22 protein-coding genes are annotated in these 23,649 nt (G+C 61.1%); 16 read left to right on the top strand and 6 right to left on the bottom strand.

What is annotated here, in order from left to right; translation table 11 throughout:
- Window positions 1-124 precede the first annotated feature (124 nt).
- Window positions 125-940 carry a UDP-2,3-diacylglucosamine diphosphatase gene (locus B0E42_RS05000; RefSeq protein WP_018614430.1) on the top strand — a complete coding sequence of 272 codons (816 nt, stop codon included), beginning with the start codon at window positions 125-127 and terminating at the stop codon, window positions 938-940.
- Window positions 941-1,096: 156 nt separating this feature from the next.
- On the opposite strand, the gene B0E42_RS04995 is transcribed toward B0E42_RS05000, so the two are convergent.
- Both B0E42_RS04995 and B0E42_RS04990 read right to left on the bottom strand, forming a co-directional pair.
- Entirely contained in the window at window positions 1,097-1,684 is a 588-nt protein-coding gene (locus B0E42_RS04995) for an HD domain-containing protein (RefSeq protein WP_077505869.1), read from the bottom strand.
- A gap of 14 nt (window positions 1,685-1,698) precedes the next feature.
- Window positions 1,699-2,010, bottom strand: a complete 312-nt coding sequence (locus B0E42_RS04990; RefSeq protein ID WP_077505867.1) for a DUF962 domain-containing protein — start codon at window positions 2,008-2,010, stop codon at window positions 1,699-1,701.
- A 139-nt stretch (window positions 2,011-2,149) separates the two neighbouring features.
- Between B0E42_RS04990 and B0E42_RS04985 the strand changes: the two genes are divergently transcribed.
- Window positions 2,150-3,163: an AraC family transcriptional regulator gene (locus B0E42_RS04985; protein WP_074849589.1), complete on the top strand. Its 1,014-nt coding sequence runs from the start codon at window positions 2,150-2,152 to the stop codon at window positions 3,161-3,163.
- Between the two features lie 4 nt (window positions 3,164-3,167).
- Here B0E42_RS04985 and B0E42_RS04980 read toward each other — a convergent pair whose 3' ends face one another.
- Complete coding sequence (locus tag B0E42_RS04980) at window positions 3,168-4,622, bottom strand: TrkH family potassium uptake protein (RefSeq protein WP_018614438.1); 1,455 nt, start codon at window positions 4,620-4,622, stop codon at window positions 3,168-3,170.
- Window positions 4,623-4,783: 161 nt separating this feature from the next.
- Here B0E42_RS04980 and B0E42_RS04975 point away from each other — a divergent pair, with 161 nt between their 5' ends.
- Entirely contained in the window at window positions 4,784-5,347 is a 564-nt protein-coding gene (locus tag B0E42_RS04975; RefSeq protein WP_018614440.1) for an NAD(P)H nitroreductase, read from the top strand.
- Window positions 5,348-5,542: 195 nt separating this feature from the next.
- On the opposite strand, the gene B0E42_RS04970 is transcribed toward B0E42_RS04975, so the two are convergent.
- From B0E42_RS04970 to phhA, 3 genes are all read right to left on the bottom strand, one after another.
- Window positions 5,543-6,736 (bottom strand): amino acid aminotransferase, encoded by a 1,194-nt coding sequence (locus B0E42_RS04970; protein ID WP_018614442.1) that lies wholly within the window; start codon window positions 6,734-6,736, stop codon window positions 5,543-5,545.
- The gene (locus B0E42_RS04965) at window positions 6,736-7,092 is read right to left on the bottom strand and encodes a 4a-hydroxytetrahydrobiopterin dehydratase (protein ID WP_003184087.1); all 357 of its coding nucleotides are present in this window, start codon (window positions 7,090-7,092) and stop codon (window positions 6,736-6,738) included. The genes B0E42_RS04970 and B0E42_RS04965 overlap by 1 nt, the downstream gene beginning before the upstream one ends.
- Before the next feature lie 98 nt (window positions 7,093-7,190).
- Window positions 7,191-7,976 (bottom strand): phenylalanine 4-monooxygenase, encoded by a 786-nt coding sequence (phhA, locus tag B0E42_RS04960; protein ID WP_018614446.1) that lies wholly within the window; start codon window positions 7,974-7,976, stop codon window positions 7,191-7,193.
- A gap of 398 nt (window positions 7,977-8,374) precedes the next feature.
- Here phhA and B0E42_RS04950 point away from each other — a divergent pair, with 398 nt between their 5' ends.
- The 13 genes from B0E42_RS04950 to flgJ all read left to right on the top strand — a co-directional run bounded on the left by B0E42_RS04950 (window position 8,375) and on the right by flgJ (window position 23,644).
- Complete coding sequence (locus B0E42_RS04950) at window positions 8,375-9,937, top strand: sigma-54-dependent transcriptional regulator (RefSeq protein ID WP_053178483.1); 1,563 nt, start codon at window positions 8,375-8,377, stop codon at window positions 9,935-9,937.
- 186 nt (window positions 9,938-10,123) lie between these two features.
- Entirely contained in the window at window positions 10,124-11,242 is a 1,119-nt protein-coding gene (locus B0E42_RS04945; protein ID WP_053178484.1) for a DegT/DnrJ/EryC1/StrS aminotransferase family protein, read from the top strand.
- A complete protein-coding gene (locus B0E42_RS04940) occupies window positions 11,239-11,997 on the top strand; it encodes a WbqC family protein (RefSeq protein ID WP_053178485.1) in 759 nt (252 codons plus the stop codon). Before B0E42_RS04945 ends, B0E42_RS04940 begins: the two co-directional genes overlap by 4 nt.
- Window positions 11,990-12,973, top strand: coding sequence for a hypothetical protein (locus tag B0E42_RS04935; RefSeq protein ID WP_077505863.1), 984 nt, complete (start codon window positions 11,990-11,992; stop codon window positions 12,971-12,973). The genes B0E42_RS04940 and B0E42_RS04935 overlap by 8 nt, the downstream gene beginning before the upstream one ends.
- A complete protein-coding gene (locus tag B0E42_RS04930) occupies window positions 12,970-13,527 on the top strand; it encodes a GNAT family N-acetyltransferase (protein WP_053178487.1) in 558 nt (185 codons plus the stop codon). Before B0E42_RS04935 ends, B0E42_RS04930 begins: the two co-directional genes overlap by 4 nt.
- Window positions 13,524-14,303 carry a phytanoyl-CoA dioxygenase family protein gene (locus tag B0E42_RS04925; protein WP_053178488.1) on the top strand — a complete coding sequence of 260 codons (780 nt, stop codon included), beginning with the start codon at window positions 13,524-13,526 and terminating at the stop codon, window positions 14,301-14,303. Before B0E42_RS04930 ends, B0E42_RS04925 begins: the two co-directional genes overlap by 4 nt.
- Window positions 14,304-14,307: 4 nt before the next feature.
- The gene (locus B0E42_RS04920) at window positions 14,308-15,060 is read left to right on the top strand and encodes a bifunctional 2-polyprenyl-6-hydroxyphenol methylase/3-demethylubiquinol 3-O-methyltransferase UbiG (protein ID WP_053178489.1); all 753 of its coding nucleotides are present in this window, start codon (window positions 14,308-14,310) and stop codon (window positions 15,058-15,060) included.
- Window positions 15,057-18,563: a glycosyltransferase gene (locus tag B0E42_RS04915; RefSeq protein WP_053178490.1), complete on the top strand. Its 3,507-nt coding sequence runs from the start codon at window positions 15,057-15,059 to the stop codon at window positions 18,561-18,563. Before B0E42_RS04920 ends, B0E42_RS04915 begins: the two co-directional genes overlap by 4 nt.
- Before the next feature lie 305 nt (window positions 18,564-18,868).
- Entirely contained in the window at window positions 18,869-19,606 is a 738-nt protein-coding gene (locus B0E42_RS04910) for a flagellar basal body rod protein FlgF (RefSeq protein WP_014337130.1), read from the top strand.
- A 49-nt stretch (window positions 19,607-19,655) separates the two neighbouring features.
- A complete protein-coding gene (gene flgG, locus B0E42_RS04905; protein WP_024617478.1) occupies window positions 19,656-20,441 on the top strand; it encodes a flagellar basal-body rod protein FlgG in 786 nt (261 codons plus the stop codon).
- Window positions 20,442-20,513: 72 nt separating this feature from the next.
- Window positions 20,514-21,209, top strand: a complete 696-nt coding sequence (flgH, locus tag B0E42_RS04900; protein ID WP_077505861.1) for a flagellar basal body L-ring protein FlgH — start codon at window positions 20,514-20,516, stop codon at window positions 21,207-21,209.
- 45 nt (window positions 21,210-21,254) lie between these two features.
- Complete coding sequence (locus B0E42_RS04895; protein ID WP_162493992.1) at window positions 21,255-22,325, top strand: flagellar basal body P-ring protein FlgI; 1,071 nt, start codon at window positions 21,255-21,257, stop codon at window positions 22,323-22,325.
- An 11-nt stretch (window positions 22,326-22,336) separates the two neighbouring features.
- Complete coding sequence (gene flgJ, locus B0E42_RS04890) at window positions 22,337-23,644, top strand: flagellar assembly peptidoglycan hydrolase FlgJ (RefSeq protein WP_053178491.1); 1,308 nt, start codon at window positions 22,337-22,339, stop codon at window positions 23,642-23,644.
- The last annotated feature ends 5 nt before the right edge of the window (window positions 23,645-23,649 follow it).

The raw sequence follows: 23,649 nt of genomic DNA, 5'->3' as shown, positions 1-23,649 counted from the left end.
GTGTCAGGCCGCCAGCATACACCGAGGGCGCCACGCCCGGCGCTGTCATGCAATGGACTTGTGTTTGTCATGGGCCATTAACCGCTGGCGTGCACAGTGGCAAAAACGATCAGAGGGTTGCCCAATGACCAGCGCCGAGCTCGCCAAACCCAGCCGCAAACAGCGTGTTCGCACCCTGTGGATTTCCGATGTGCACCTGGGTACCCGGGATTGCCAGGCCGAGCACCTGTCGCAGTTTCTCAAGGGCTACCACGCCGACAAGATCTACCTGGTGGGTGACATCATCGATGGCTGGAAACTGCGCGGTGGCATGTATTGGCCCCAGGCCCACACCAACGTCATTCGCCGCTTGCTGACCATGAGCAAGCGCGGCACCGAGGTGATCTACGTCACCGGCAACCATGACGAATTCCTGCGGCGCTATTCGAAGCTGATCCTGGGCAATATCCAGTTGGTGGACGAAGCGGTGCACGTCACGGCCGATGGTCGGCACCTGTTGGTGATCCATGGCGATCAGTTCGATGTCATCACCCGTTACCACCGTTGGCTGGCGTTCCTCGGGGATTCGGCCTACGAGTTCACCCTCACGCTGAACCGCTGGCTCAACCATTGGCGCGCCCGTTACGGCTACGGTTACTGGTCGCTGTCGGCGTACCTCAAGCACAAGGTCAAGACCGCCGTCAGCTTCATCAGTGACTTTGAGGAAGCCATCGCCCACGAGTGTGTGAAACGCGAACTGCATGGCGTGGTCTGCGGGCATATCCACCATGCCGAGATGCGCATGGTGGGCGAGGTGGAATACCTCAATTGTGGCGATTGGGTCGAATCCTGCACGGCGCTGATCGAGCACTGGGACGGGTCGATCGAGTTGTATCGGTTGGCGGAGGCCCAGGCGCGGGAGGCGCAGTTGAAGGCACTGAAAGTCGCCGAACCTGCTTGAGCCTTACACCTTGTGGCGAGGGGATTTATCCCCGCTGGGCTGCGAAGCAGCCCCCTATTGGTGTGCCAGGTTGATCGCGCTGAAGCAAATTTTCTTGGGGCTGCTGCGCAGCCCAGCGGGGATAAATCCCCTCGCCACAGGGTTTTGCTGTGTCTGTCAGGCCGTTTTGTCAGCCATCGCCGCCTTGTAGATCGATTGCTTCGGCGCGGCAAACAGCCTTTCCAGCATCGGCTCGAAGAAACTCAACGGCAGGGTGTCGTACTCGGGGTTGAACGCCGCCGCGTCATATTTCGCACAAAAGTCGATTGTCGCCTGGTACTGCGGATGATCGAAAAACTGCTCGCGCAGGTGCCGGTCCATGCCCAGGTGATGGAAGAAGTAATAGCCCTGGAAAATCCCGTGTTTTTCCACCATCCACAGGTTTTCGGCGCTGACGAAGGGCTTGAGGATCGCCGCGGCGATGTCCGGGTGGTTATACGAGCCCAGGGTGTCACCGATATCGTGGAGCAGGGCGCAGACTACGTATTCCTCGTCCTGCCCGTCACGGTAGGCGCGGGTGGCGGTTTGCAGGGAGTGGGTGAGGCGATCCACCGGGAACCCGCCGAAATCGCCGTCCAGCAGTTTCAAGTGGGTCAGGATCCGGCTCGGCAATTGCCGTGCGTAGGCGCTGAAATCGGCCGCGATGAGCGCCCAGTCTTCCTGGGTGCCGTCCTGCATGTGGGTAAAGCGTGCATGGGTGTTCATGGACAGTCCTTTGGCTAGAACGCAACCTTGCCCAGCAGCATGTCGCGGTACATGACGAAATCGCCGAGCAGGCTGTAGAACGGGTGCTGGAAGGTGGCGGGACGGTTCTTTTCGAAGAAGAAGTGCCCGACCCAGGCAAAGCCGTAGCCGGCCACGGGCAGGGCGAGCCACAGCCACCCGCTACCCACGACGAGGGCCATGACGACAATCAGGATGACCAGGGAGGTGCCGATGAAATGCAATCGGCGGCAGGTGCTGTTGCTGTGTTCGCCGAGGTAATAGGGGTAGAACTCAGCGAACGTATTGAATCGTTTGGCGTTTTCCACGACGGCTAGCTCTGTGGTTATTGTTCTGATGCTTGAAGTCTAGAGCTATCACCTGCAACAGCCAGTGACAATGGGCGCCACTTTAGTATCCTTCGCAAATCCAGCCGTACCCTGCGGCTCGTCATGCAAGTAAAACGTCATGAGCGAACGAACGACTTCTTCAAGCTGGGCGATGGGGATTGTCAAAGCGTTGGAAATGGACGGCCTGGATTGTCGGGTGCTGTTCCAGCAACTGGGGCTGGACTTTGATGCGCTGGACGATCCGGATGCACGTTTCCCCCAGGATTCGATGACGCGGCTCTGGCAACGGGCGGTGGAGTTGTCCGGTAACCCGGCCATTGGCTTGAACATGGGCAAAGTGGTGCGCCCGGCCTCGTTCCATGTGGTTGGCTACGCCTTGATGTCCAGTCGCACCCTGGCAGAGGGCTTCCAACGGCTGGTGCGATACCAGCGGATCATTGCCGAAAGCGCCGAATTGAGTTTTCGTCGGTTGGAAGAAGGCTACGGGCTGATCCTGACGGTGCATGGGGACCATCTGCCCCCCACTCGCCAAAGTGCCGAAGCGTCCCTGGCCTGTGCGTTGGCGCTATGCAGTTGGCTGACCGGGCGCGCCCTGCACCCGGTGAAAGTGCTGTGCCAAGGCGCCGAGCCCTTGGACCTGGCGCCTTATCAGCGAGCTTTCTGCGCGCCGTTGGTGTTCGGCGCACCTTATGACGCACTGATTTTTGAACGGGCCGACATGGAGGCGCCGCTGCCGACGGCCAACGAAGCCATGGCGCAGCTTCACGACCGGTTTGCCGGGGAGTATCTCGCGCGCTTTTCGGAAAGCCGCGTGACCCACAAGGCGCGACAAGCGTTGTGCCGACTGTTGCCCCAGGGCGAGCCCAAGCGAGACGTGGTGGCGCAGACGCTGCACCTGTCGCAGCGCACCTTGCAGCGGCGTTTACAGGAGGAAGGCACGAGTTTCCAGAGCCTGCTCGAAGACACCCGCCGCGAACTGGCCGAGCAGTACCTGGCGCAGCCAGGCATGACGCTGCTGGAAATCGCCTATCTGCTGGGGTTTGCCGACCCGAGCAATTTTTTCCGGGCCTTTCGCCGCTGGTTCGACACCACACCGGGCGAATACCGGGCACGGTTGGCGAGCCAGTCTTGACCGGTCAGTGACGCCAGAACGCCGGGATACACAGCACGAACACCGTAATGATTTCCAGTCGGCCCAGCAGCATGCCGCCTGACAGAATCCACTTGGCCGCGTCCGGCAGCGGTGCGAAGTTGCCAGCCGGCCCGATGGTTTCCCCCAGCCCCGGGCCGACGCCGGACACGGTACTGGCTGCACCGGTCAGCGCCGTCATCCATTCCACGCCCAGCAGCGACAGCAGCAGCGCGATCACGCAGATGGTGATGGCGAAGAAGAACGAGAACGTAAGGATCGAGCGGACGATTTCTTCGTCGAGGCGATGACCGTTGTATTTCTGCTTGATCACCGCGCGCGGGTGGATCAGTTGATTAAGGTTGGCCCGCAGCAGGATGTAGGCGACCTGGAAGCGGAAGATCTTGATCCCGCCAGCCGTCGAGCCCGAGCAACCGCCGACGAACCCCAGGTAGAAGAACAACATCAGCGAGAAATTGCCCCACAAGCTGTAGTCGCCCAGGGCAAAGCCGGTGGTGGTGACGATGGACGTCACGTTCAGTGCCACGTGCCGCAACGCGTCCAGCCAGTGCAGGTCGGTGGTTGCCCAATACCAGGTGCCGAGCACCAGCCAGGTCACCAGCAGTACGCCGATAAGCCCCTGGACCTGCTGGTCCTTGATCAGCGCCCGACGATTGCCTCGCAGCGTCGACACATACAGGGCAAACGGCAGGCTGCCGAGGATCATGATGACGATGGCGACCCAGTGCACGGCCGGCTGGGTCCATTTGGCCAGGGACAGGTCCGAGGTGGAAAAACCGCCGGTGGAGATTGCCGACATCGCATGGTTGATCGCATCGAACAGGCTCATCCCGGCCCACCAGAGTGCCAAGGTGCCGAGAATGGTGATGCCCACGTAGGACGCCACGATCAACCGCGCCACCATGTGGGAACGGGGCATGACTTTTTCCGAGCGGTCCGACGACTCGGTCTGGAACAACCGCATGCCACCGATGCGCAGCAGGGGCAGGATCGCCACCGCCATGCCGATGAAGCCGATGCCGCCGAGCCAGTGCAGCAGCGAGCGCCACATCAGGATACCCGGGGACATGTTGTCCAGGCCACTCAGGACGGTGGCGCCGGTTGCGGTGATGCCGGACATGCTTTCGAAAAACGAGTCGGTGTAGCTGATCTTCTGGGTCAGCAGGAACGGCAGCGCGGCAAACACACACACCACCAGCCAACTGCTGACGGTCAGCAGGTACATGTCCCGAGGGCGCAGGTGGATGTGCTCCGGGCGTCCGGGAATAATCAGGGCCAGGCCGGCAACAAAGGTGATCATGCTTGACCAGAGGAAAGACGGCAGGTCGCTGGTGCGCTCGTAGATCAGCAGCGTGGCCATGGGCACGACCATGAAGATCGCCAGGGTGATCAGGAAGATGCCGATGATGAAACCAATGATCCGCAGGGTCGGCAACGCCATGAAGTCCGCTCAGGCTGAAAGGGAAGGGCGCCATTCTACCTGCGGCAAGCGCCCTGTAAACCGGCACCCGGAACCGAGTGGGCGCCGGGTCGCGGATTTTGCGCTAACGAACTCGCCGCACAGCCACTAGAATAGCCGGACATTTTTTCAGGAGGTGGCCGATGCAGGCTCTCGACGCTTTGCTCAACCGTGTTTCCGTCCCGCGCCTGGTGGACCCGGCCCCCACGCCGGAGCAGCGTGAACTCATGTTCGCCGCGGCCATGCGGGCGCCGGATCACGGCCAGTTGCGGCCATGGCGTTTTCTGACGGTCGAAGGGCAGGCGCGCAATCGCATGGGCGAACTGCTGGCCGAAGCGGCGCGGTTCAATGACCCGCTGGTACCGGAAGCGGTCGTGGAAAAGGCCCTCAACGGCCCATTGCGTGCGCCTCTGGTCGTGGTGGTGATTGCTCGCCTGCAGGACCATTTCAAGATCCCCAAATCCGAACAGTTGTTGGCGGCCGGCTGCGCGGCCCATGGCATCTTGTTGGCGGCGTATGCCCAAGGGGTCGGTGGCGTGTGGCGGACCGGTGAGCTGGCGTACTCGCCGCATGTGGCCAGGGGGCTTGGCCTTGAAGACGGGGAAGAGGTGATCGGTTTCCTCTACCTGGGCACGCCGCAGAAAGAAGCGCGCACGGCACCGCAGGAAGATGTCGGGCAGTTTGTCCGCGAGTGGACAGGCCTGTAGGTAGAGCGTCTGGCGCAGCGCCTGTGGTGAGAGGACTTATCTGTGGCGAGGGGATTTATCCCCGTTGGGCTGCGCAGCAGCCCCCAGCCTGGGGTGGCCTGACATTCCAAGGTGTCTGATCTAGGGCTGCTGCGCAGCCCAGCGGGGATAAATCCCCTCGCCACAAGGGGGTCTGTTCAGCTATTTAAAGGCTGGTTATCTGCAAACGTCAGCAATCGCCTCGGCCAGCAGGTCCAGGCGCGTCGCATCGATGCCGGCCACGTTGGCCCGGCCGGTGCCGACCATGTAGACGCTGTGGCGCTCGCGCAGGTGTTTGACCTGTTCCGGCGTCAGGCCGGTGTAGGAGAACATCCCGCGTTGCACGCCGATATGGGCGAAGCGTTCGCGCAAGCCATGGGGTTCGAGGGCCTCCAGCAAGCCGCTGCGCAATTGCGCGATGCGCAGGCGCATGGCCTGGACTTCATCGGCCCACAGGCTCTTGAGTTCCGGGTTGCCGAGAATGGTCGCCACCACGGCCGCGCCATGGTCCGGCGGTGTCGACCACAGGTTGCGGGCGATGTTTGCCAGTTGGCTGCGGATATCCACCAGCTTCTCGCCATCGCGGGCGCAGACGATCAACGCACCCGTACGGTCGCGGTACAAGCCGAAGTTCTTCGAACAGGAACTGGTGACCAGCACTTCCGGCAGGGCCTGGGCAAATAGCCGGACCGCCCAGGCGTCCTGCTCCAAGCCATCGCCGAAGCCTTGGTAGGCGAAGTCGATCAGCGGCAGCAGGTCGCGGCTGCGCACCACCTCCAGCACCTGACGCCATTGCTCATGGGACAGGTCGAATCCGGTGGGGTTGTGGCAGCAGGCGTGCAGCAGCACCACATCACCTTTGGGCGCCTGGTTCAGGGCCGCCAGCATTGCTTCGAAATCCAGGCGGTTATCAGCGCCCACGTAAGGGTAGTGACTGACCTTGACCCCGGCCGCGGCGAAGATGGTTTCGTGGATCGGCCAGGTCGGGTTGCTCAGCCATACCCCACGGCCCGGCAGGCATTGAGCGATGAAGTCGGCACTCAGGCGCAGCGCACCGGTGCCGCCCGGTGTCTGGGTGGCACCGGCACGCTTTGCGCTGATCAGCGGCGAGTCGGCGCCCAGCACCAGCGCGTTGATCAACTGGCCGAACGCAGCGTCGCCGTGACCGCCGATGTAGGTCTTGGTGGTCTGGCGATCCACCAGTCGCTGCTCGGCCTGCTTCACGGATTGAAGAATCGGCGTCAAACCCTGGGCGTCCTTATAGACGCCCACGCCCAGGTCGAACTTGCTCGGGTTGCTGTCCGCCCCGTAGGCCTCCATCAGGCCAAGGATCGGGTCGCCGGGTACCCGGCCGATGGCGTCGAAATGCATTACTTGCGGCCCTCGGCGGTCTTGGCCACGTCATCGGTGCGGGCGGCCATGATGAAGTCGTTGCGGTGCAGGCCCTTGATGGAGTGGCTCCACCAGGTCACGGTGACTTTGCCCCATTCGGTGAGCAGGCCTGGGTGGTGGCCTTCGGCCTCGGAAATTTCACCGACAGCGTTGGTGAACGCCAGGGCGTGCTTGAAATTCTTGAACAGGAAAACTTTTTCCAGCTGCATCACGCCGTCGCGCACTTCGATGTTCCAGTCGGGGATCTGCTTGATCAGCACCGGCAGTTCTTCGTCGCTGACTTGTGGGGCGTCGGCGCGGCAGGCTTCGCAATGGGCTTGGTTCAGAGTGTTCATGGTGTGTTCCTGGATCGAATTTTTGAAAACGTCGATGCACCCACGCTAAAGCAAAGCCGCGTTGTGCAACAGACTCAATTGAGATTAAAAGACGCGGTTCACGCAGCCTTGGGTGGGAATTTCGGCGTGTGCAGGCCCAGTTCCCGACCGCGCTTGACCATGCCCATGATGTCTTCGTGGGCCAGGTCGAACAGGCGCTTGAGCTCGGGCAGCACGAAATACACCGGTTGCAGGATGTCGATGCGATACGGCGTGCGCATGGCTTCCAGTGGATCGAAGGCCTGGTGCTCAGGCTCGTCGGACAGGCAGTAAACGGTTTCCTTGGGCGAGGACAGGATGCCGCCACCGTAGATGCGCCGGCCCTGTGGGGTCTGCACCAGGCCGAACTCGATGGTCATCCAGTACAGGCGCGCCAGGTATACCCGTTCTTCCTTGGACGCCTGTAGGCCGAGTTTGCCGTAGGTGTGGGTGAATTCGGCAAACCAGGGGTTGGTCAGCAACGGGCAGTGGCCAAAGATCTCGTGGAAAATGTCCGGCTCTTGCAGGTAATCCAGCTCTTCACGGGTACGAATAAAGGTCGCCACCGGAAACTGCTTGCTGGCGAGCAATTCGAAAAAGGTCTGGAAGGGGATCAACGCCGGTACCCGGGCGACTTGCCAGCCCGTGGTCGCGCCCAGCACCTTGTTGATTTCATCCAGTTGCGGGATACGGTCGTGGGGCAGGCCCAGCTTGTCGATGCCGTCCAGGTATTCCTGGCACGCACGGCCTTCGATGACTTTCAGCTGGCGGGTGATCAGCGTGTTCCACACCGCGTGTTCTTCGGCGGTGTAGTGGATAAAACCTTGCGCATCGGGCTCGCGGGCCACGTACTGCGTCTGCTTCATGCTGCTCTCCTGCTGATTTCCCTCAGGGGGAAGATGTGTTGTTTTTATGTCCAGCGATGCAATAGAGATAGCGCGAAGCAGCGGTGTGCGCATCGGCTTGGGGGGCGATGGATCAGGCGAACGAAAGCCCAAATCGTAAAGTATTCGTTACGATTTGGCCGGCACTACGATGTTGTCGGGTTTTTCAGGTGGGAATCGGCCTACATCTGTCACATAATCTTGACGACTATTTGCGTTGTCGCGCAGAAAACCTTTGTGGCGAGGGAGCTTGCTCCCGCTGGGGCGCGAAGCGGCCCTGTTTTTTGGGGCTGCTGCGCAGCCCAGCGGGAGCAAGCTCCCTCGCCACAGGGGGATTTGAATGGCGCGCCTTTCTATCTCATACGCACCCGGGCCTCTTCATGCGCATCAAAGTCCATTGCCAGAACCGCATCGGCATCCTGCGGGACATCCTCAACCTGTTGGTGGAGTACGGCATCAACGTCGCCCGGGGGGAGGTCGGCGGCGAGCATGGCAACGCGATCTACCTGCACTGCCCAAACCTGATCAACATCCAGTTCCAGGCGCTGCGTCCGAAATTTGAAGGCATTGCCGGGGTATTTGGCGTCAAGCGTGTAGGGCTGATGCCCAGCGAGCGTCGGCACATGGAACTCAACGCCTTGCTCGGCGCCTTGGAGTTTCCGGTGCTGTCCATCGACATGGGCGGCTCCATCGTCGCGGCCAACCGGGCGGCGGCGCAGTTGCTCGGGGTGCGGGTGGACGAGGTGCCGGGGATCCCCCTGTCCCGCTATGCCGAGGATTTCGACTTGCCGGAACTGGTGCGCGCCAACCAGTCGCGCATCAACGGCCTGCGGGTCAAGGTCAAGGGCGATGTGTTCCTGGCCGACATCGCGCCACTGCAATCGGAGCACGACGACAGCGAAGCCATGGCCGGTGCGGTGCTGACCCTGCACCGGGCCGACCGGGTGGGCGAACGTATCTATAACGTGCGCAAGCAGGAGCTGCGCGGCTTCGACAGTATTTTCCAGAGTTCGAAAGTGATGGCGGCGGTGGTCCGTGAGGCCCGGCGCATGGCACCGCTGGACGCGCCGCTATTGATAGAAGGCGAAACCGGCACGGGCAAGGAACTGCTGGCCCGAGCTTGTCACCTGGCGAGCCCGCGCGGGCAATCGCCCTTGATGGCGCTCAATTGTGCCGGGCTGCCGGAGTCCATGGCCGAGACCGAGCTGTTCGGCTACGGCCCCGGCGCATTCGAAGGGGCGAGGGCCGAAGGCAAGCTCGGCCTGCTGGAACTGACCGCCGGGGGAACGCTGTTCCTCGACGGCGTCGGGGAGATGAGTCCGCGCCTGCAAGTGAAACTGCTGCGCTTCCTGCAGGACGGTTGCTTCCGGCGTGTCGGCAGCGATGAAGAGGTGTACCTGGACGTCAGGGTGATTTGCGCCACCCAGGTCGATTTGTCCGAACTCTGCGCCCGGGGAGAATTCCGTCAGGATCTGTACCACCGCTTGAACGTCCTTTCCTTGCACATTCCACCGCTGCGCGAATGCCTCGATGGCCTGGCGCCGCTGGTGGAGCATTTCCTCGACCAGGCCAGCCGCCAGATCGGCTGTGCCCTGCCCAAGCTGGCCCCGGCGGCGATGGATCGTCTCAGTCACTACCACTGGCCGGGCAATGTCCGGCAGTTGGAAAACGTGCTGTTCCAGGCCGTTTCCCTGTGCGATGGCGGCACGGTGAAGGCCGAGCATATCCGCCTGCCGGATTACGGCGTGCGCCAACCCCTTGGCGATTTTTCCCTGGAGGGGGGGCTGGACGAGATCGTCGGGCGTTTCGAGAAAGCGGTGCTGGAGCGCTTGTATTCCGAACACCCGAGCAGCCGGCAACTGGGCAAGCGGCTGGGGGTTTCCCATACGACCATTGCCAATAAGTTGCGCGAATACGAAGTCGGCAAAGAACCCAGTGCGTGAGCTGAGGTGACGCCGATTATCGGGCTCGCAAGGAGTTGGCCGATTTTTTGCTGGAGTACCCGCACATCAAGAGTCAGCTGTCGGTTTCATGGCGTTGCAGCCCGCCGATATAGACCGTGATGCAACGCCGCGTCTGAGGGATTCCCGAGTCGTGTGCCATTTTTCAGTCACCCGAGTAGTGTACCCATGGCCGATTCCATTACCGTTACCAGCCCGCTGCTACCTCCTCTGGAAGAGTTCACGCCTTACCTGCAGCGAATCTGGGACAGTAAGCGCCTGACCAACGGCGGCCCTTTCCACGAGCAACTGGAAAAGGAGTTGGCCGAGTACCTCGGTGTCGAGCATCTTTCGCTGTTTTCCAACGGTACCCTGGCATTGGTGACGGCGCTCCAGGCCCTGCGCATCACGGGTGAAGTCATCACTACACCCTATTCGTTCGTGGCCACCTCTCACTCGCTGCTGTGGAACAATCTCAAGCCGGTGTTCGTGGACATCGATCCAGTCACCAAGAACCTCGATCCGCGACGTATTGCCGAAGCCATCACCCCGGCGACATCGGCGATTCTTCCGGTCCATTGCTATGGTGTTCCCTGTGATGTCGAGGGCATCCAGGACGTGGCTGACACCTATGGACTCAAGGTTATCTATGACGCCGCACATGCCTTCGGGGTTCGACACAACGGCGAAAGCGTCCTCAACAACGGCGACCTGTCGATCCTCAGCTTTCACGCCACCAAGGTCTTCAATACTTTCGAAGGCGGCGCAATCATCTGCCGTGACGAAAAGATCAAGCAGCGTATCGATTACCTGAAGAATTTCGGTTTTGCCGATGAAGTCACGGTCATGGCTCCCGGCATCAACGGGAAGATGAACGAGTTGCAGGCCGCCTTTGGTGTGCTGCAGTTGCGCTATATCGATGAGGCTCTCAGCCGTCGACAAAAGGTGTTTGAGTATTATCAGAGCGCGCTGGAAGGCATACCTGGTATCAGTCTCCTGGAGCAACCGCAGGGGCTGGACTGGAATTATGCCTATTGTCCGATCCTGGTCGATGGTGAGCGCTTCGGCGTGAGCCGGGACGAGCTGTATGACCGCTACCGTGCTGAAAACATTCTCGTGCGCCGGTATTTCTACCCGCTGATATGCGAGTTTCCGATGTACCGCGGCCTGCCCAGTTCGGATCTCTCTCAGTTGGGGAACGCCTACAAAGTGTCTCGCGAGGTACTGTGCCTGCCGATCTATCCGGATCTCGATCCGCAGACCCAGACGCGGATCATTGAGGTACTGCTCAAGGCTCGGGCGGCATGAGCCAGGCCCTCACCTCGAAGGTGTGCGCCCCGGCAACTGACCAGCAGCGCCGCATTGCACTCATGCAACCTTACTTGCTGCCCTATCTGGGTTATTTTCAGCTGATCGCTGCTGTCGACTGTTTTGTCATCTACGACAATGTGCAGTTCATCAAGAACGGCTGGATTGAACGCAACCGCTATCTGCTGGGACAGGAGCCGAAGTGGTTCCGGGTGTCACTGACCAAGGGTAGTCACACTGATCAGATCACGGAAAAACGTATTGCCGAGACGTTCGACCCTGGCGATATCCTTAACAAGCTGAGCTTCGCCTATCGCCGTGCGCCCCACGCGCCGCGCATGCTTGCGTGGCTTGAGGCACTGCTGGTCGAGCCTGCTTCGAGCATCGCTGAGCTCAACGAACGGATACTGCGGGCTTGCTGTTCCCTGATCGGGTTGCAAACGCCGATCATTCGTTCCAGCGATCTGTCGATTTGCACTGACAGCCGAGCCCAGGACCGGGTACTCGAAGTGGTCCAGGCTTGCGCTGGTACCCGCTACCTCAACCCCTTCAACGGTGCTCATCTTTACCAGGCCGAGGCATTCCAACAGGCCGGTATCAGCCTGGAGTTGCTCAAGGCCACCTTGCCCGACTACCGACAGGGGAATGGTGAGCAGCCCTTCGTGCCCGGCCTGTCGATTCTCGACGCCTTGATGCACAACGACGCGCAGGTCGTGGGGGCGTGGGCAAAACGAGGAGAGATTGTCCGTGCCTGAAGCCATCGGCGGTTATTTCGAACTGGAGCTGCGCAAGGGGCATCATCCTTACCCGCAGGCCGTTGCCTTCAACTCGGCCCGCTCAGCCTTCAAGGCGCTGGTGTTGGCGCGCAATCTGCGTCGGATTCATCTGCCTATCTACATCTGCGATGTCATGCAGGACGTGCTGCGCGGATCCGGCGGCATAGAAGTGTTGCGATATGCGTTGACCGAGCGGCTTGAGCTGCCGGATCTCCCAGCCCTGCAAGCCGATGAGGCTTTGCTGTTCGTCAATTATTTCGGACTCAAAGCCGATTACATCAGCGAGGTGCTTGCTGTTCGCTACGGCAAGCAATTGATCGTCGACAATTCCCAGGCGCTGTTTTCGAAGCCACAGTCCGGGATTGCAACCCTTTATTCCCCGCGCAAGTTCGTCGGCGTTGCTGATGGTGGCTGGCTGGCCAATGCCCCTGCTGGCCTGCCGCAAGCGCAGAGCAGCCGTTCCCAGGCGCGTTTCGGCGCGCTGCTGGGGCGCCTTGAAGACTCCCCGCAACATCATTATGCGACGTTCCAGGCATTGGAGCTGGCGCTGGAGAACGATGGCGTCAAGGCGATGGCCACCAGCACTGCGCGTCTGCTCGACAGTATTGATTACCACGAAGTCGCCAGGCGCAGGATAGACAACCTGGCGCACCTGCGCCGACGCCTGGACCACCTCAACCGCTTCGTCATCTGGCCGGTGCAGCCCGTTGCCGCATTGTGTTACCCGCTGCTGGTCAAGTCCGCCGAGACGGCCAACCGATTACGCGCTCAACTGCTGGACCAACATATCTATGTACCCAGCTACTGGCGTGAAGTGCTGGACAATCCAACTGTGCCGCCCATCGAAAGGGACTGGGCACAATGCTTGCTGCCGCTGCCGATCGACCAGCGATACAACGTCGATGACATGAATCGTCTCGCCGACGTCATCCTTCAGAACATGGGAAAATCATGAGCATTCAAGGTCAACGCATCCTGCTCAGGGCACTGGAGCTTGAGGACTTGCCGCTGTTGCACCAGTGGTCCAACGATGAGGCCCTCTGGAGCCTGCTGGGCGGCTGGCATTTCCCCACCTCGCGGGAAGCGCAACGGGACTGGCTGCTGGGTCTCAAGAGTGACTCGCTCAACCAACGCTTCGGTATCGAGGTCCAAGGCCATGGCCTGATCGGTACGGCGAACCTGGTTGGCATCGACTGGAAAAACCGCACAGCCGAACACGGCATGATGATTGGCGACTCCTCCCTGCGCGGCCAGGGCCATGGCACCGACGTGATTGCCACGGTAATGCGCTATGCCTTCGACGAACTGGGCCTGAGCCGTCTCTCGACCACCATCATCGAGTACAACGCAGCGTCCCTGGCGACCTACACGCGCAAGACCCCTTGGGTCATTGAGGGGGTGCAGCGCCAGTGGTATTACCGCAAGGGCCAGCGTTGGGACCGCATCATGCTGGGCGTGAGCGCCGAAGAGTACCGCGCCTGGCAAGCCGCGCGGGGAGACAACCTATGAGCCAGGTGTTGCAAGCGCTGCAAGCGAACGGCTACGTCTGTCTGCCTTCCTTGATTGCGGATCCGCTGCTCGGCCAACTGCGCGAAGACCTGGGGCGCGCCATAGATCGTTGCCGTCAGGTGCAACTGGAAAACGGTATTACCCAGCGGACCGAACAGACCGCGCACCATATCCTGACGCAAGACTCCAGTTTCGTTGAATTGCTCGATCGATTCGCCGAATGGGGGATCGTCGACGTCCTGCGGCACATGCTCGGCGGTGCAGCGATCCTCAATTCGTTTGGCGGCCTGAACAACCTGAGCAGTACTGACGCCTACGTGCGTAATGTACACCGGGACGTACGCTCCTGGTCAGCCGAATCCATGCAGATGGCTCAGGCGCTGGTGCTGCTCGACGATTTCACCGTCGACAACGGCGCGACCCTGTTCCTGCCGGGTTCGCACGCCGCACCTGACAAACCCGACGCTCAGATATTCGAGGAGCAGGCCCGCAAGGCTTTGGGTAGCGCGGGTTCAATCTACTTGTTCGATTCGCGCATCTGGCACGCTGCTGGCGTCAATCGTACCGATCAGCCACGACGTTGCCTGACGTTGACCTTCACGCGCAGCTATTTCAAACCGCAGTTCGATTACTGCCGAGCGCTCGGCGAAGACTTCTGCCGCTCGCAAGCACCGAGCATGCAACAACTGCTGGGGTGGTATGCCCGTACCCCCTCGACCCTTCACGAGTGGTACCAGCCTGAAGAGCTTCGTTTCTACAGGAAAAGCCAGGAATAACGCCATGTCCGTACGCGATTACAACAAAGAGTTTCAGGATAACGCCCACCGCAGCTATTTCTACGATTTCGATTCGCGCCTGCGCCGCTACATGCTGGACAGCTTTGGCCCCTGGCTGGCGGAAGGTCCGACCCTGGAAATGGGCTGCTTCGAAGGTGCCTTTACTGCGCTGTTCGCCGAGCGCTTCGCCGACCTGACGGTCATCGAAGCGGCCAGCGACCTGATCGAGGTCACCCGGAACAAAGTCGGTCCAGGCGTCAAGTTCGTCTGCAGTACCTTTGAAGAAGCCGAACTGGAACCGCGCTTCGAGAATATCTTCCTGATCCATACCCTGGAGCACCTCGACGACCGCCAGGCAGTGCTCAAGCGTGTGCGCAACTGGCTCGCGCCCGGCGGCCGGCTGTTCATCGCCGTTCCAAACGCCAATGCACCTTCGCGCCAGATCGCCGTCAAGATGGGGTTGATCGAGCACAACAGTGCCGTGACCGAAGGCGAGCGCCTGCATGGCCACCGGGTGACCTACACCCTCGACACCCTGGATCACGAAGTGCGCAGTGCCGGTTGGCAAGTGAGCCACCGTGGCGGGGTGTTTTTCAAGCCACTGGCCAACTTCCAGCTGGACAAGGCCCTGGAAACCCAGCTGATCGATGAGCGTTTCATGGATGCCTGCCATGCGTTGGGCATGGTCTATCCAGACCTGTGCGCCAGCGTCTTTGTCATTTGTGAGCAGCCCTCCAGCCCCAAGGCAACCGTATGACCACCCCGTCCCTGCATGGCAAGCCGCGTCACCCTTATTACATCGCCGCCCCCCACTACCGAGAGACTTCCTCGGGCGTGTGCGTATTGCACTACTTGTGTCACGTTCTGAACCTGTCCGGCTACGAGGCCTACCTCACGCCATGCCAAGTCAATCCGAAACTGCGCACCCCGATCCTTACCGACGAGTTGCGTCGGCAGCACCGGTCGCTAGGCTTGGCGCCCATTGCTGTGTATTCCGAGGTGATGGACGGTAACCCGATAGACGCACCGATCGTCGCCCGTTACATTCTGAACCGTGAAGGTTTCCTCACCGGTCGTGCGATCAACGCGCAAAAATCAGACCTGTTTTTCTATTACACCCAGGATTTCGGTGGCGACAGCGATAACAGCAACCTGCTCCTGTTGCCGGTCATCGACTCGGAGTTGTTTTCACCGCCAACCGAGCCGGTGCAGCGCAGTGGCAACTACCTGTATCTGCACCGCATCGACAGGTCCAAGGTCGACTACTCGATGTTGCCGGACGATATCGAAGTCCTGAGCATGGCCAACCCGAAGACCCTGGCCGAGCTGGCGCAGATTTTTCGGACGGCTTCGACGCTCTACAGTTACGAAATTTCAGCGACGTGCACGGAAGCCATGCTCTGTGGCTGTCCGGTCATCTATATGCCCGGTGGTCATGTCAAGACGCAGCCGTTCGTCGAACAGTTCGGTGATGCGGGCTCGGCGCTCTATGACGAGCCGGGCGGGCAGGAACGTGCCCGTGCAAGCGTGATGCAGGCGCGTCGGCGCTGGCTGGAGCTGGAAAAAGCCTTCTGGCCGCAGTTGGAGCGTTTCGCCGATATCACCCAGCAGGCTGCCATCCAGCACGCCTTTGACGCGCGTGTACCCTCCGTCAAGGACTGGCTGCGCAACCGCGTACTGACGCCGATCCAGCAGCAGCTTGTCGATCAGCGTCGCCAGCAGCTCGGCGGACACACCAGCCTGACGCTGCTGGTACGCGATCCCCTGGGTGATTTCAATGCTCTGAGCGATACCTTGGAGAGTCTTGCGTTGTGGCGATCGCGTTCCTCGATCAGCTTGCGCATGGTGGTCCTGAGCGCCTCGCCATCGCCTGCCAATCTGCCCGACAGCCTGCATTGGCTGACCAGCGCTAACCCGGGCGCCGTCGAGCTGAACGAGATTCTGCAGGCAGACGACAGCGAATGGATCATGCTGCTGACGGCTGGCGACGAGGTCCTGCCCGGCGGCACGTTGATGCTCGACCTGGAGCTGCCAGGTGCCGATGGCTGCCGGATGATTTATTGCGATGGCATGTATCGCTCGGAGAGTGGCCCTCAAGCGGTCTTGCGGCCTTGCATCAACCTCGACTACCTCTTGAGCCTGCCATTGACCATGGCCAACCATTGGCTGATCCGTCGTAAATTGGCGCTGGAGGTGGGTGGTTACGATCCGCAGGTGCCCGAGGCGCTTGAGCTGGACCTCATCCTGCGACTGATCGAAACCGGGAGCATGAACGGCATTGCCCATTTGAGCGAACCGCTGGTGGTCAGCAACACGCCGACCCTTGCCGATAATCCGGACGAGCGTCATGCACTGCAACGACACTTGGACAATCGCGGCTACGCGAACGCCAAGGTCCTGCAGGAGCCGACCCGGCATTATCACGTCAAGTACGGCCATGACCAGCAGCCCCTGGTGTCAATCCTTGTTCCTACCAGGGACCAGTTACCGCTGCTCCAGCGCTGCGTGGAAAGCCTGTTGTCAAAAACCCGTTATCCATACTTCGAAATCATCCTGATCGACAATGGCAGCGAGACCGAAGAAGCGCTCTCTTGGCTGAGCGAGATGGAGTCGATCGGAGGGGACAAGGTCCGTGTCATCCGCTTCCCTTATCCGTTCAACTTCAGTGCCATGAATAATCTGGCTGCCAGCCAGGCGCGCGGCGAGTATCTGGTGTTGTTGAATAACGACACGGCAATCATTCGCGAAGATTGGTTGGACGAACTGCTCAACCACGCCTTGCGTCCGGAAGTGGGGGTCGTTGGGGCCAAGCTGGTCACCCCGGCGGGCACGCTTCAGCAGGCAGGTCTGATTACTGGGCTGCGCGGCCCTGCAGCCAGTCCATTCCTCGGTCAGGTCGCCAACAGCGGCGGTTACATGCAGCGCCTGGTCGTCGATCAAAACACCAGTGCGGTCAGCGCGGCGTGCCTGATGATCCGCACGGCGATCTACTTGGAGGCCGGCGGCATGGACGAGGCGCTGTTCCAAGTCACCTGCAACGACCTGGACCTTTGCCTGAAGGTGGCGAACCTTGGCTATCTGAATGTCTGGACACCTCATGCCGTGCTCTTGCATGAGGGGGGGGCGACGTGGTCAAGCGTTGGTAAGGATCCACGCAACCAGCAACGTTTCGCCATGGAGCAAGATCAGGCCTTGAGCAAATGGCTGGACGTTCTGGCCAATGATCCTGCCTATAACAGCAACCTATCGCTGCGGGGGGGCGGCTTCGAGCTTGAAGCCATTAACGAGCTGACTTGGCGACCGCTGTCCTGGCGGCCGCTTCCGGTGGTATTGGTGCACCCAGGGAAGTCGGTAAAAGCCGCGAATCTACGTATTGTCGAGCCGTTCACTGCCTTGCGTGATGGCGGCAACATCGAAGGTTGTATCAGCAACGGCCTCCTGCCGGCGACAACGCTTGCGCGCTACAACCCCGATGTCATTGTTTTCCAGTATCAATTTGACTCGCAGCGCCTGGAGCAGATGCAGCACATCAATACCTTCTCCAAAGCGTTCAAGATCCTTGAGTTGGATGAGCTGAAACCGCAGGTTCCTGGATGGATGGCTTCGCTGCAACAAGCGGCAAGCCTGGTCGACCGCATCGTTGTGCCGACGCCTGCGATGGCCCAGGCCTGTGCTGGGCTGCATCGGGATATTCGTGTTCTCGAAACACGCTTGGGCAGCAAGTGGCGCAACCTCGGCAGTGGGCGCCAGACATCTGGTATCCCTCGCATAGGCTGCGCGATCGACCTGGCGCAGCCGTTTGTACAGCCGTTGATCCTCGGTCTGATGCAGGCGTTGGTGGGCCAAGTGGAGTGGGTGCTCTGGGGGGATGTGCCTGCGTATCTACGACCGCTCGCCAGCGAAGTCCATGATGGCGTTCAGGACAATCCCGAAGTGCTGGCCGGTCTCAACCTGGAGATGGTCCTCGCGCCACAGGGCTTCGGCCAGGTCGACGATGGCGATAGCCTGCTTCGTCATCTGCAGTACGGCGCGTGCGGCTACAGTGTGATTGGCAGCGATGTCGCCCATAACGTGGGCGATCTGGCCATCACCCGCGTTGCTGATGGCCAGAAACAATGGCTTGAGGCGATTCGTGCTGTCCTGGCAGATCGGCAGGCCTCGCGGCTGCAGGGAGAGCGACTGCGCAAGCAAGTGCTGGATAACTGGGTCTTCGACGATGCCTATGCGACGCGCTGGGTTCAGGGATGGTTACCCAACTGAAGGAAGCCTGAGGGCGGCGGCAGGGAAGTGCGCCCGGCCGCCCGCTTATTCATCCGACAACTCAGTGGTCGGCTTGCGTGAACCGCACCGCGCGGGTGTGCAATGATCAACGGCCGGTACTTGCCACTGATCGGCAGGGCACCGCCGGTTTTTCGTCTTCCACTCATTTCCACACTCCTCGCCGAAACCCCAGAGCCCTTTGTTTTCCGGGCCTGGGCCCGCCAGAAAAAAGTTGGTCTGCAAATTGCTTAAGGCTCTGCAACACAGCAGTGGGCGGCAAACGTCCGGCATGCAGAGGAACGACAGTGGACAAGTACCTTTATGTGGCAATGACCGGCGCCAGCCAGAACGCACTGGCGCAGCGGGCCCATGCCAACAACCTGGCGAACATCTCCACCAATGGTTTTCAGAAAGATCTGGAGCAGGCACGTTCGATGCCAGTGTTCGGCGACAGCTTTCCGGCGCGGGCGTTTGCCCTGTCCGAACGGCCTGCCACGGATTTCACCCCGGGTGCGCTGATTGAAACCGGTCGTGACCTCGACGTGGCGGTCAGCGGGCCTGGCTGGATGGCCGTGCAGAACCCTGACGGCGGCGAAAGCTACGTGCGCACCGGCAGCCTCAATGTTGACGCCCTGGGTGTTCTGCGCGCCGGCAACGGCATGCCGGTGATGGGCAATGGCGGTCCGATCGCCGTGCCGCCGGAGCAGAAAATCGAGATTGGCCAGGACGGCACCATCAGCATCCGCGCCATGGGCGAAGGCCCGCGGGTGATGGCTGAAGTGGACCGCATCAAGCTGGTCAACCCGGACCTCAAGACCATGACCAAGGGCCTGGACGGTTCGATCCGTACCAAGGACGGCCAGCCGGCGCCCATCGACGGCAACGTGCAGTTGGTGTCGGGTTTCCAGGAGGCGAGCAACGTCAACGCCGTGGATGAGATGACCTCGGTGCTGGCCCTGGCCAAGCAGTTCGAGCTCCACGTCAAGATGATGAACACCGCCAAAGAAGGCGATGAAGCCATGGCTCGGGTCTTGCAGATCTAACTATTAATTACAGCGTCGCGCCGAAAAACAGGCGTACGAGGAGAATCGAATGCTTCCGGCTCTTTGGGTTGCCAAAACAGGTCTGTCCGCCCAGGACACCAACCTTTCCACTATTTCCAACAACCTGGCGAACGTTTCGACCACGGGTTTCAAGCGTGATCGTGCCGAGTTCCAGGACCTGCTGTATCAGGTAAAACGCCAGCCTGGCGCCCAGTCGACCCAGGACAGCGAATTGCCGTCGGGCCTGCAAGTGGGTACCGGTGTGCGCATCGTCGGCACCCAGAAAAACTTCAACGCCGGCAGCCTGCAAACCACCGAGCAGCCGCTGGACATGGCCATCGACGGTCGCGGTTTCTTCCAGATTCTGCAACCGGACGGGACCACGTCCTATACCCGTGACGGCACGTTCCACCTCGACTCCAATGGCCAGATCGTCAACGCCAGCGGTTTCGCCCTGGAGCCAGCCATCGTTATCCCGAACGATGCCCAGACCTTTACCGTGGGCCGTGACGGCACCGTGTCGATCACGGTGGCGGGCAACCCGGCCTCCCAAGTGATCGGCAACCTGCAGACCGCCGACTTCATCAACCCGGCCGGCCTGCAAGCGGTGGGCAATAACCTGTTCCTGGAAACCGCCGCCAGTGGCGCGCCGCAAGTCGGCACCCCCGGCCTGAACGGTTTCGGTACCACGCTGCAGAACACCCTGGAAACGTCCAACGTGAGCACCGTTGAGGAGATGGTCAACATGATCACCACCCAGCGCGCCTACGAGATGAACTCCAAGGTGATCTCCACCGCCGACCAGATGCTCTCGTTCGTTACGCAGAATCTGTAATCACGTCGCAACGTCCGTCATTACGTAGACAGGGCGGCCCCAGGGTCGCCTGCAACACCAAGAGGTAGGGTCATGAAACGCTTCGTATCTGTTCTGGCACTGAGTGGGATCACCGCAGTCGCGGGCTGTGTCGCGCCGACACCCAGGCCCAATGACCCGTATTACGCCCCGGTGTTGCCGCGCACGCCGTTGCCGGCTGCCGCCAATAACGGCTCGATCTACCAGGCCGGTTTCGAGCAGAACCTGTACAGCGACCGCAAGGCTTTCCGGGTCGGTGACATCATCACCATCACCCTGAACGAGCGGACCCAGGCCAGCAAGAACGCCAACTCGCAAATCGACAAGACCAGCGAGACCAGCGTCGGCCTGACCTCGCTGTTCGGCTCCAGCCTGACCACCAACAACCCGATCGGGAGCAATGACCTGAGCCTCAACGCTGGGTATAGCGCTGACCGGGCCACCAAGGGCGACAGCCAGTCCGGCCAGAGCAACAGCCTGACCGGTTCGATCACCGTGACCGTCGCCGATGTGTTGCCCAACGGCATCATCGCCGTGCGTGGCGAGAAGTGGCTGACGCTCAACACCGGTGACGAACTGGTGCGCATCGCCGGCATGGTTCGCGCCGATGACATTTCCACTGACAACACTGTTCCGTCGACCCGTGTAGCCGATGCACGCATCACTTATTCGGGTACCGGTGCCTTTGCCGATGCGAGTCAGCCGGGCTGGTTCGACCGTTTCTTCCTCAGCCCGAAGTTCCCTTTCTAGGTGGCCCAGTTGAATCTTAAGCAGCTGTTGATCGGTGCCCTGGTGATGTCGGCGGCCTTTACCGCTCAAGCCGAGCGTTTGAAGGACATCGCCAGCATTTCCGGCGTGCGTTCCAACCAACTGATCGGCTACGGTTTGGTCGTGGGCCTGAACGGCACCGGCGACCAGACCACCCAGACCCCGTTCACCCTGCAGACCTTCAACAACATGTTGTCGCAGTTCGGCATCAAGGTGCCGGCGGGCTCCGGCAACGTGCAGTTGAAGAACGTCGCGGCGGTGTCGATCAGTGCCGATCTGCCGGCGTTCGCCAAGCCTGGCCAGCAGGTGGATATCACCGTTGCGTCCATCGGTAACTCCAAGAGCCTGCGCGGCGGTACTTTGTTGCTGACGCCGCTCAAGGGTATCGACGGCAACGTCTACGCCATCGCCCAGGGCAACCTGGTGGTGGGCGGTTTCGATGCCGAGGGCCGCGATGGTTCGAAGATCACCGTCAACGTTCCGTCGGCCGGCCGCATCCCAGGGGGTGCGTCGGTGGAGCGGGCGGTGCCGAGCGGTTTCAATCAGGGCAACAGCCTGACGCTGAACCTCAACCGTTCCGACTTCACCACCGCCAAGCGCATTGTCGACAAGATCAACGACATGCTCGGCCCAGGCGTCGCCCAGGCCATCGACGGCGGCTCGATCCGCGTCACCGCGCCACTGGATCCGAGCCAGCGGGTCGACTATCTGTCGATCCTGGAAAACCTTGAGGTCGACCCGGGCCAGGCGGTGGCGAAAGTCATCATCAACTCGCGTACCGGCACCATCGTGATCGGCCAGAACGTCAAGGTGTCTCCGGCCGCCGTGACCCACGGCAGCCTGACGGTGACCATCACCGAAGACCCGATCGTCAGCCAGCCGGGGCCGTTGTCCAACGGCCAGACCGCCGTGGTACCGCGTTCGCGGGTCAATGCCGAGCAGGAAGCCAAGCCGATGTTCAAGTTCGGCCCGGGCACTACCCTGGATGAAATCGTCCGGGCGGTGAACCAGGTCGGCGCGGCGCCGGGCGACTTGATGGCCATTCTCGAAGCCTTGAAGCAGGCCGGCGCGTTGCAAGCCGACCTGATCGTGATTTAAGGAAAGCGGCCATGGTTGATATGCGCAAAGGCGCCTTGATCAGTGGGGATTCGGGTTCTTACTCGGACCTGAATCGCCTCAACCAGCTCAAGGTCGGCGACAAGAACAGCGAAGGCAACCTGCGCAAAGTGGCACAGGAATTCGAGTCGCTGTTCCTCGGCGAAATGCTCAAGTCCATGCGTTCGGCCACCGAGGCCTTGGGCAAGGACAATCCGATGAACACGCCGGAAGCCAAGCAGTACCAGGAAATGTACGACCAGCAGTTGGCCGTTTCCATGTCCCGCGAAGGCGGTGGTATCGGCCTGGCCGACGTGCTGCTGCGCCAGATGTCCAAGAACAAGCCGCTGGCGTCTGGCGAGGCGGCGACATTGTCGGCTGCCAAGCAGCAAGAGGCGCAGGACAAGGTCGCCAAGGCGCCGGTGCCGACGCCAGTGGCGGCCGGGACCCTGCCCACCGATGGCCCGTTGTCGCGTATCAGCGGCCAGCGTCCGTTGTGGGCTTCGCGGGCCGTGAGTGCGCCGCAAGGGGCCGAGGGCGTCCACCGCAACGACATGGAATTGCTCAACCAGCGCCGCCTGGCCCTGCCGCCGAAACTGGCCGACCGCCTGCTCGCCGGCCTGGTGCCTTCGGCGTCGGCCAATGCCGATGTGCCTGCGCAGAACCTGCTGCCTGATCGCGCCATCGCCGCCGTCAAGCCGGCCACCGGCGAACTGGCCAATGGCGACTGGCTGGCCGCGCTCAAGGCGTCCGAGCCCAAAGGTGACATGCAGGTCTATGGTCGCGCCGTGGCACAGCCACCGCTGGCACCGGCGCGCAAGGCCTTCCGCGATGCCGATGAATTCGTCAACGCCATGCTGCCAATGGCCAAGGAAGCGGCGGACCGCATCGGTGTCGACCCGCGTTACCTGGTGGCCCAGGCCGCCCTGGAAACCGGTTGGGGTAAATCGGTCATGCGCCAGCCCGATGGCAACAGTAGCCACAACCTGTTCGGCATCAAGGCCAGCGCGAATTGGAAGGGCGATTCGGCGCGGGCGATCACCAGCGAATTCCGCAATGGCGCGATGGTCAAGGAGACGGCCGAGTTCCGTTCCTACGCCTCGTACCGCGACAGTTTCCATGATCTGGTCAATCTGCTGCAAAGCAACAGTCGCTATCAAGATGTACTGAAGTCGGCCGATAACCCGGAACAGTTTGTACGCGAGTTGCAGAAGGCCGGTTACGCCACCGACCCGAACTACGCCAGCAAGATTTCGAACATAGCCCGGCAGATGACGAGTTACCAAAACTACGCTTCTGCAGGCGCCACCACGACTTTATAAGGTCT

The organism is Pseudomonas sp. A25(2017) (assembly GCF_002001065.1).
GTDB classification, from domain to species: Bacteria; Pseudomonadota; Gammaproteobacteria; order Pseudomonadales; family Pseudomonadaceae; genus Aquipseudomonas; species Aquipseudomonas kilonensis.
This window is presented reverse-complemented; position numbering and strand designations above follow the sequence as displayed.

Coding starts and splice junctions, on each gene's coding strand:
- B0E42_RS05000 (WP_018614430.1), top strand. CDS start 125: ATGACCAGCGCCGAGCTCGCCAAACCCAGCCGCAAACAGCGTGTTCGC.
- B0E42_RS04995 (WP_077505869.1), bottom strand. CDS start 1,684: ATGAACACCCATGCACGCTTTACCCACATGCAGGACGGCACCCAGGAA.
- B0E42_RS04985 (WP_074849589.1), top strand. CDS start 2,150: ATGAGCGAACGAACGACTTCTTCAAGCTGGGCGATGGGGATTGTCAAA.
- B0E42_RS04980 (WP_018614438.1), bottom strand. CDS start 4,622: ATGGCGTTGCCGACCCTGCGGATCATTGGTTTCATCATCGGCATCTTC.
- B0E42_RS04975 (WP_018614440.1), top strand. CDS start 4,784: ATGCAGGCTCTCGACGCTTTGCTCAACCGTGTTTCCGTCCCGCGCCTG.
- B0E42_RS04970 (WP_018614442.1), bottom strand. CDS start 6,736: ATGCATTTCGACGCCATCGGCCGGGTACCCGGCGACCCGATCCTTGGC.
- B0E42_RS04965 (WP_003184087.1), bottom strand. CDS start 7,092: ATGAACACTCTGAACCAAGCCCATTGCGAAGCCTGCCGCGCCGACGCC.
- phhA (WP_018614446.1), bottom strand. CDS start 7,976: ATGAAGCAGACGCAGTACGTGGCCCGCGAGCCCGATGCGCAAGGTTTT.
- B0E42_RS04950 (WP_053178483.1), top strand. CDS start 8,375: ATGCGCATCAAAGTCCATTGCCAGAACCGCATCGGCATCCTGCGGGAC.
- B0E42_RS04945 (WP_053178484.1), top strand. CDS start 10,124: ATGGCCGATTCCATTACCGTTACCAGCCCGCTGCTACCTCCTCTGGAA.
- B0E42_RS04940 (WP_053178485.1), top strand. CDS start 11,239: ATGAGCCAGGCCCTCACCTCGAAGGTGTGCGCCCCGGCAACTGACCAG.
- B0E42_RS04930 (WP_053178487.1), top strand. CDS start 12,970: ATGAGCATTCAAGGTCAACGCATCCTGCTCAGGGCACTGGAGCTTGAG.
- B0E42_RS04925 (WP_053178488.1), top strand. CDS start 13,524: ATGAGCCAGGTGTTGCAAGCGCTGCAAGCGAACGGCTACGTCTGTCTG.
- B0E42_RS04920 (WP_053178489.1), top strand. CDS start 14,308: ATGTCCGTACGCGATTACAACAAAGAGTTTCAGGATAACGCCCACCGC.
- B0E42_RS04915 (WP_053178490.1), top strand. CDS start 15,057: ATGACCACCCCGTCCCTGCATGGCAAGCCGCGTCACCCTTATTACATC.
- flgG (WP_024617478.1), top strand. CDS start 19,656: ATGCTTCCGGCTCTTTGGGTTGCCAAAACAGGTCTGTCCGCCCAGGAC.
- flgH (WP_077505861.1), top strand. CDS start 20,514: ATGAAACGCTTCGTATCTGTTCTGGCACTGAGTGGGATCACCGCAGTC.
- B0E42_RS04895 (WP_162493992.1), top strand. CDS start 21,255: ATGTCGGCGGCCTTTACCGCTCAAGCCGAGCGTTTGAAGGACATCGCC.
- flgJ (WP_053178491.1), top strand. CDS start 22,337: ATGGTTGATATGCGCAAAGGCGCCTTGATCAGTGGGGATTCGGGTTCT.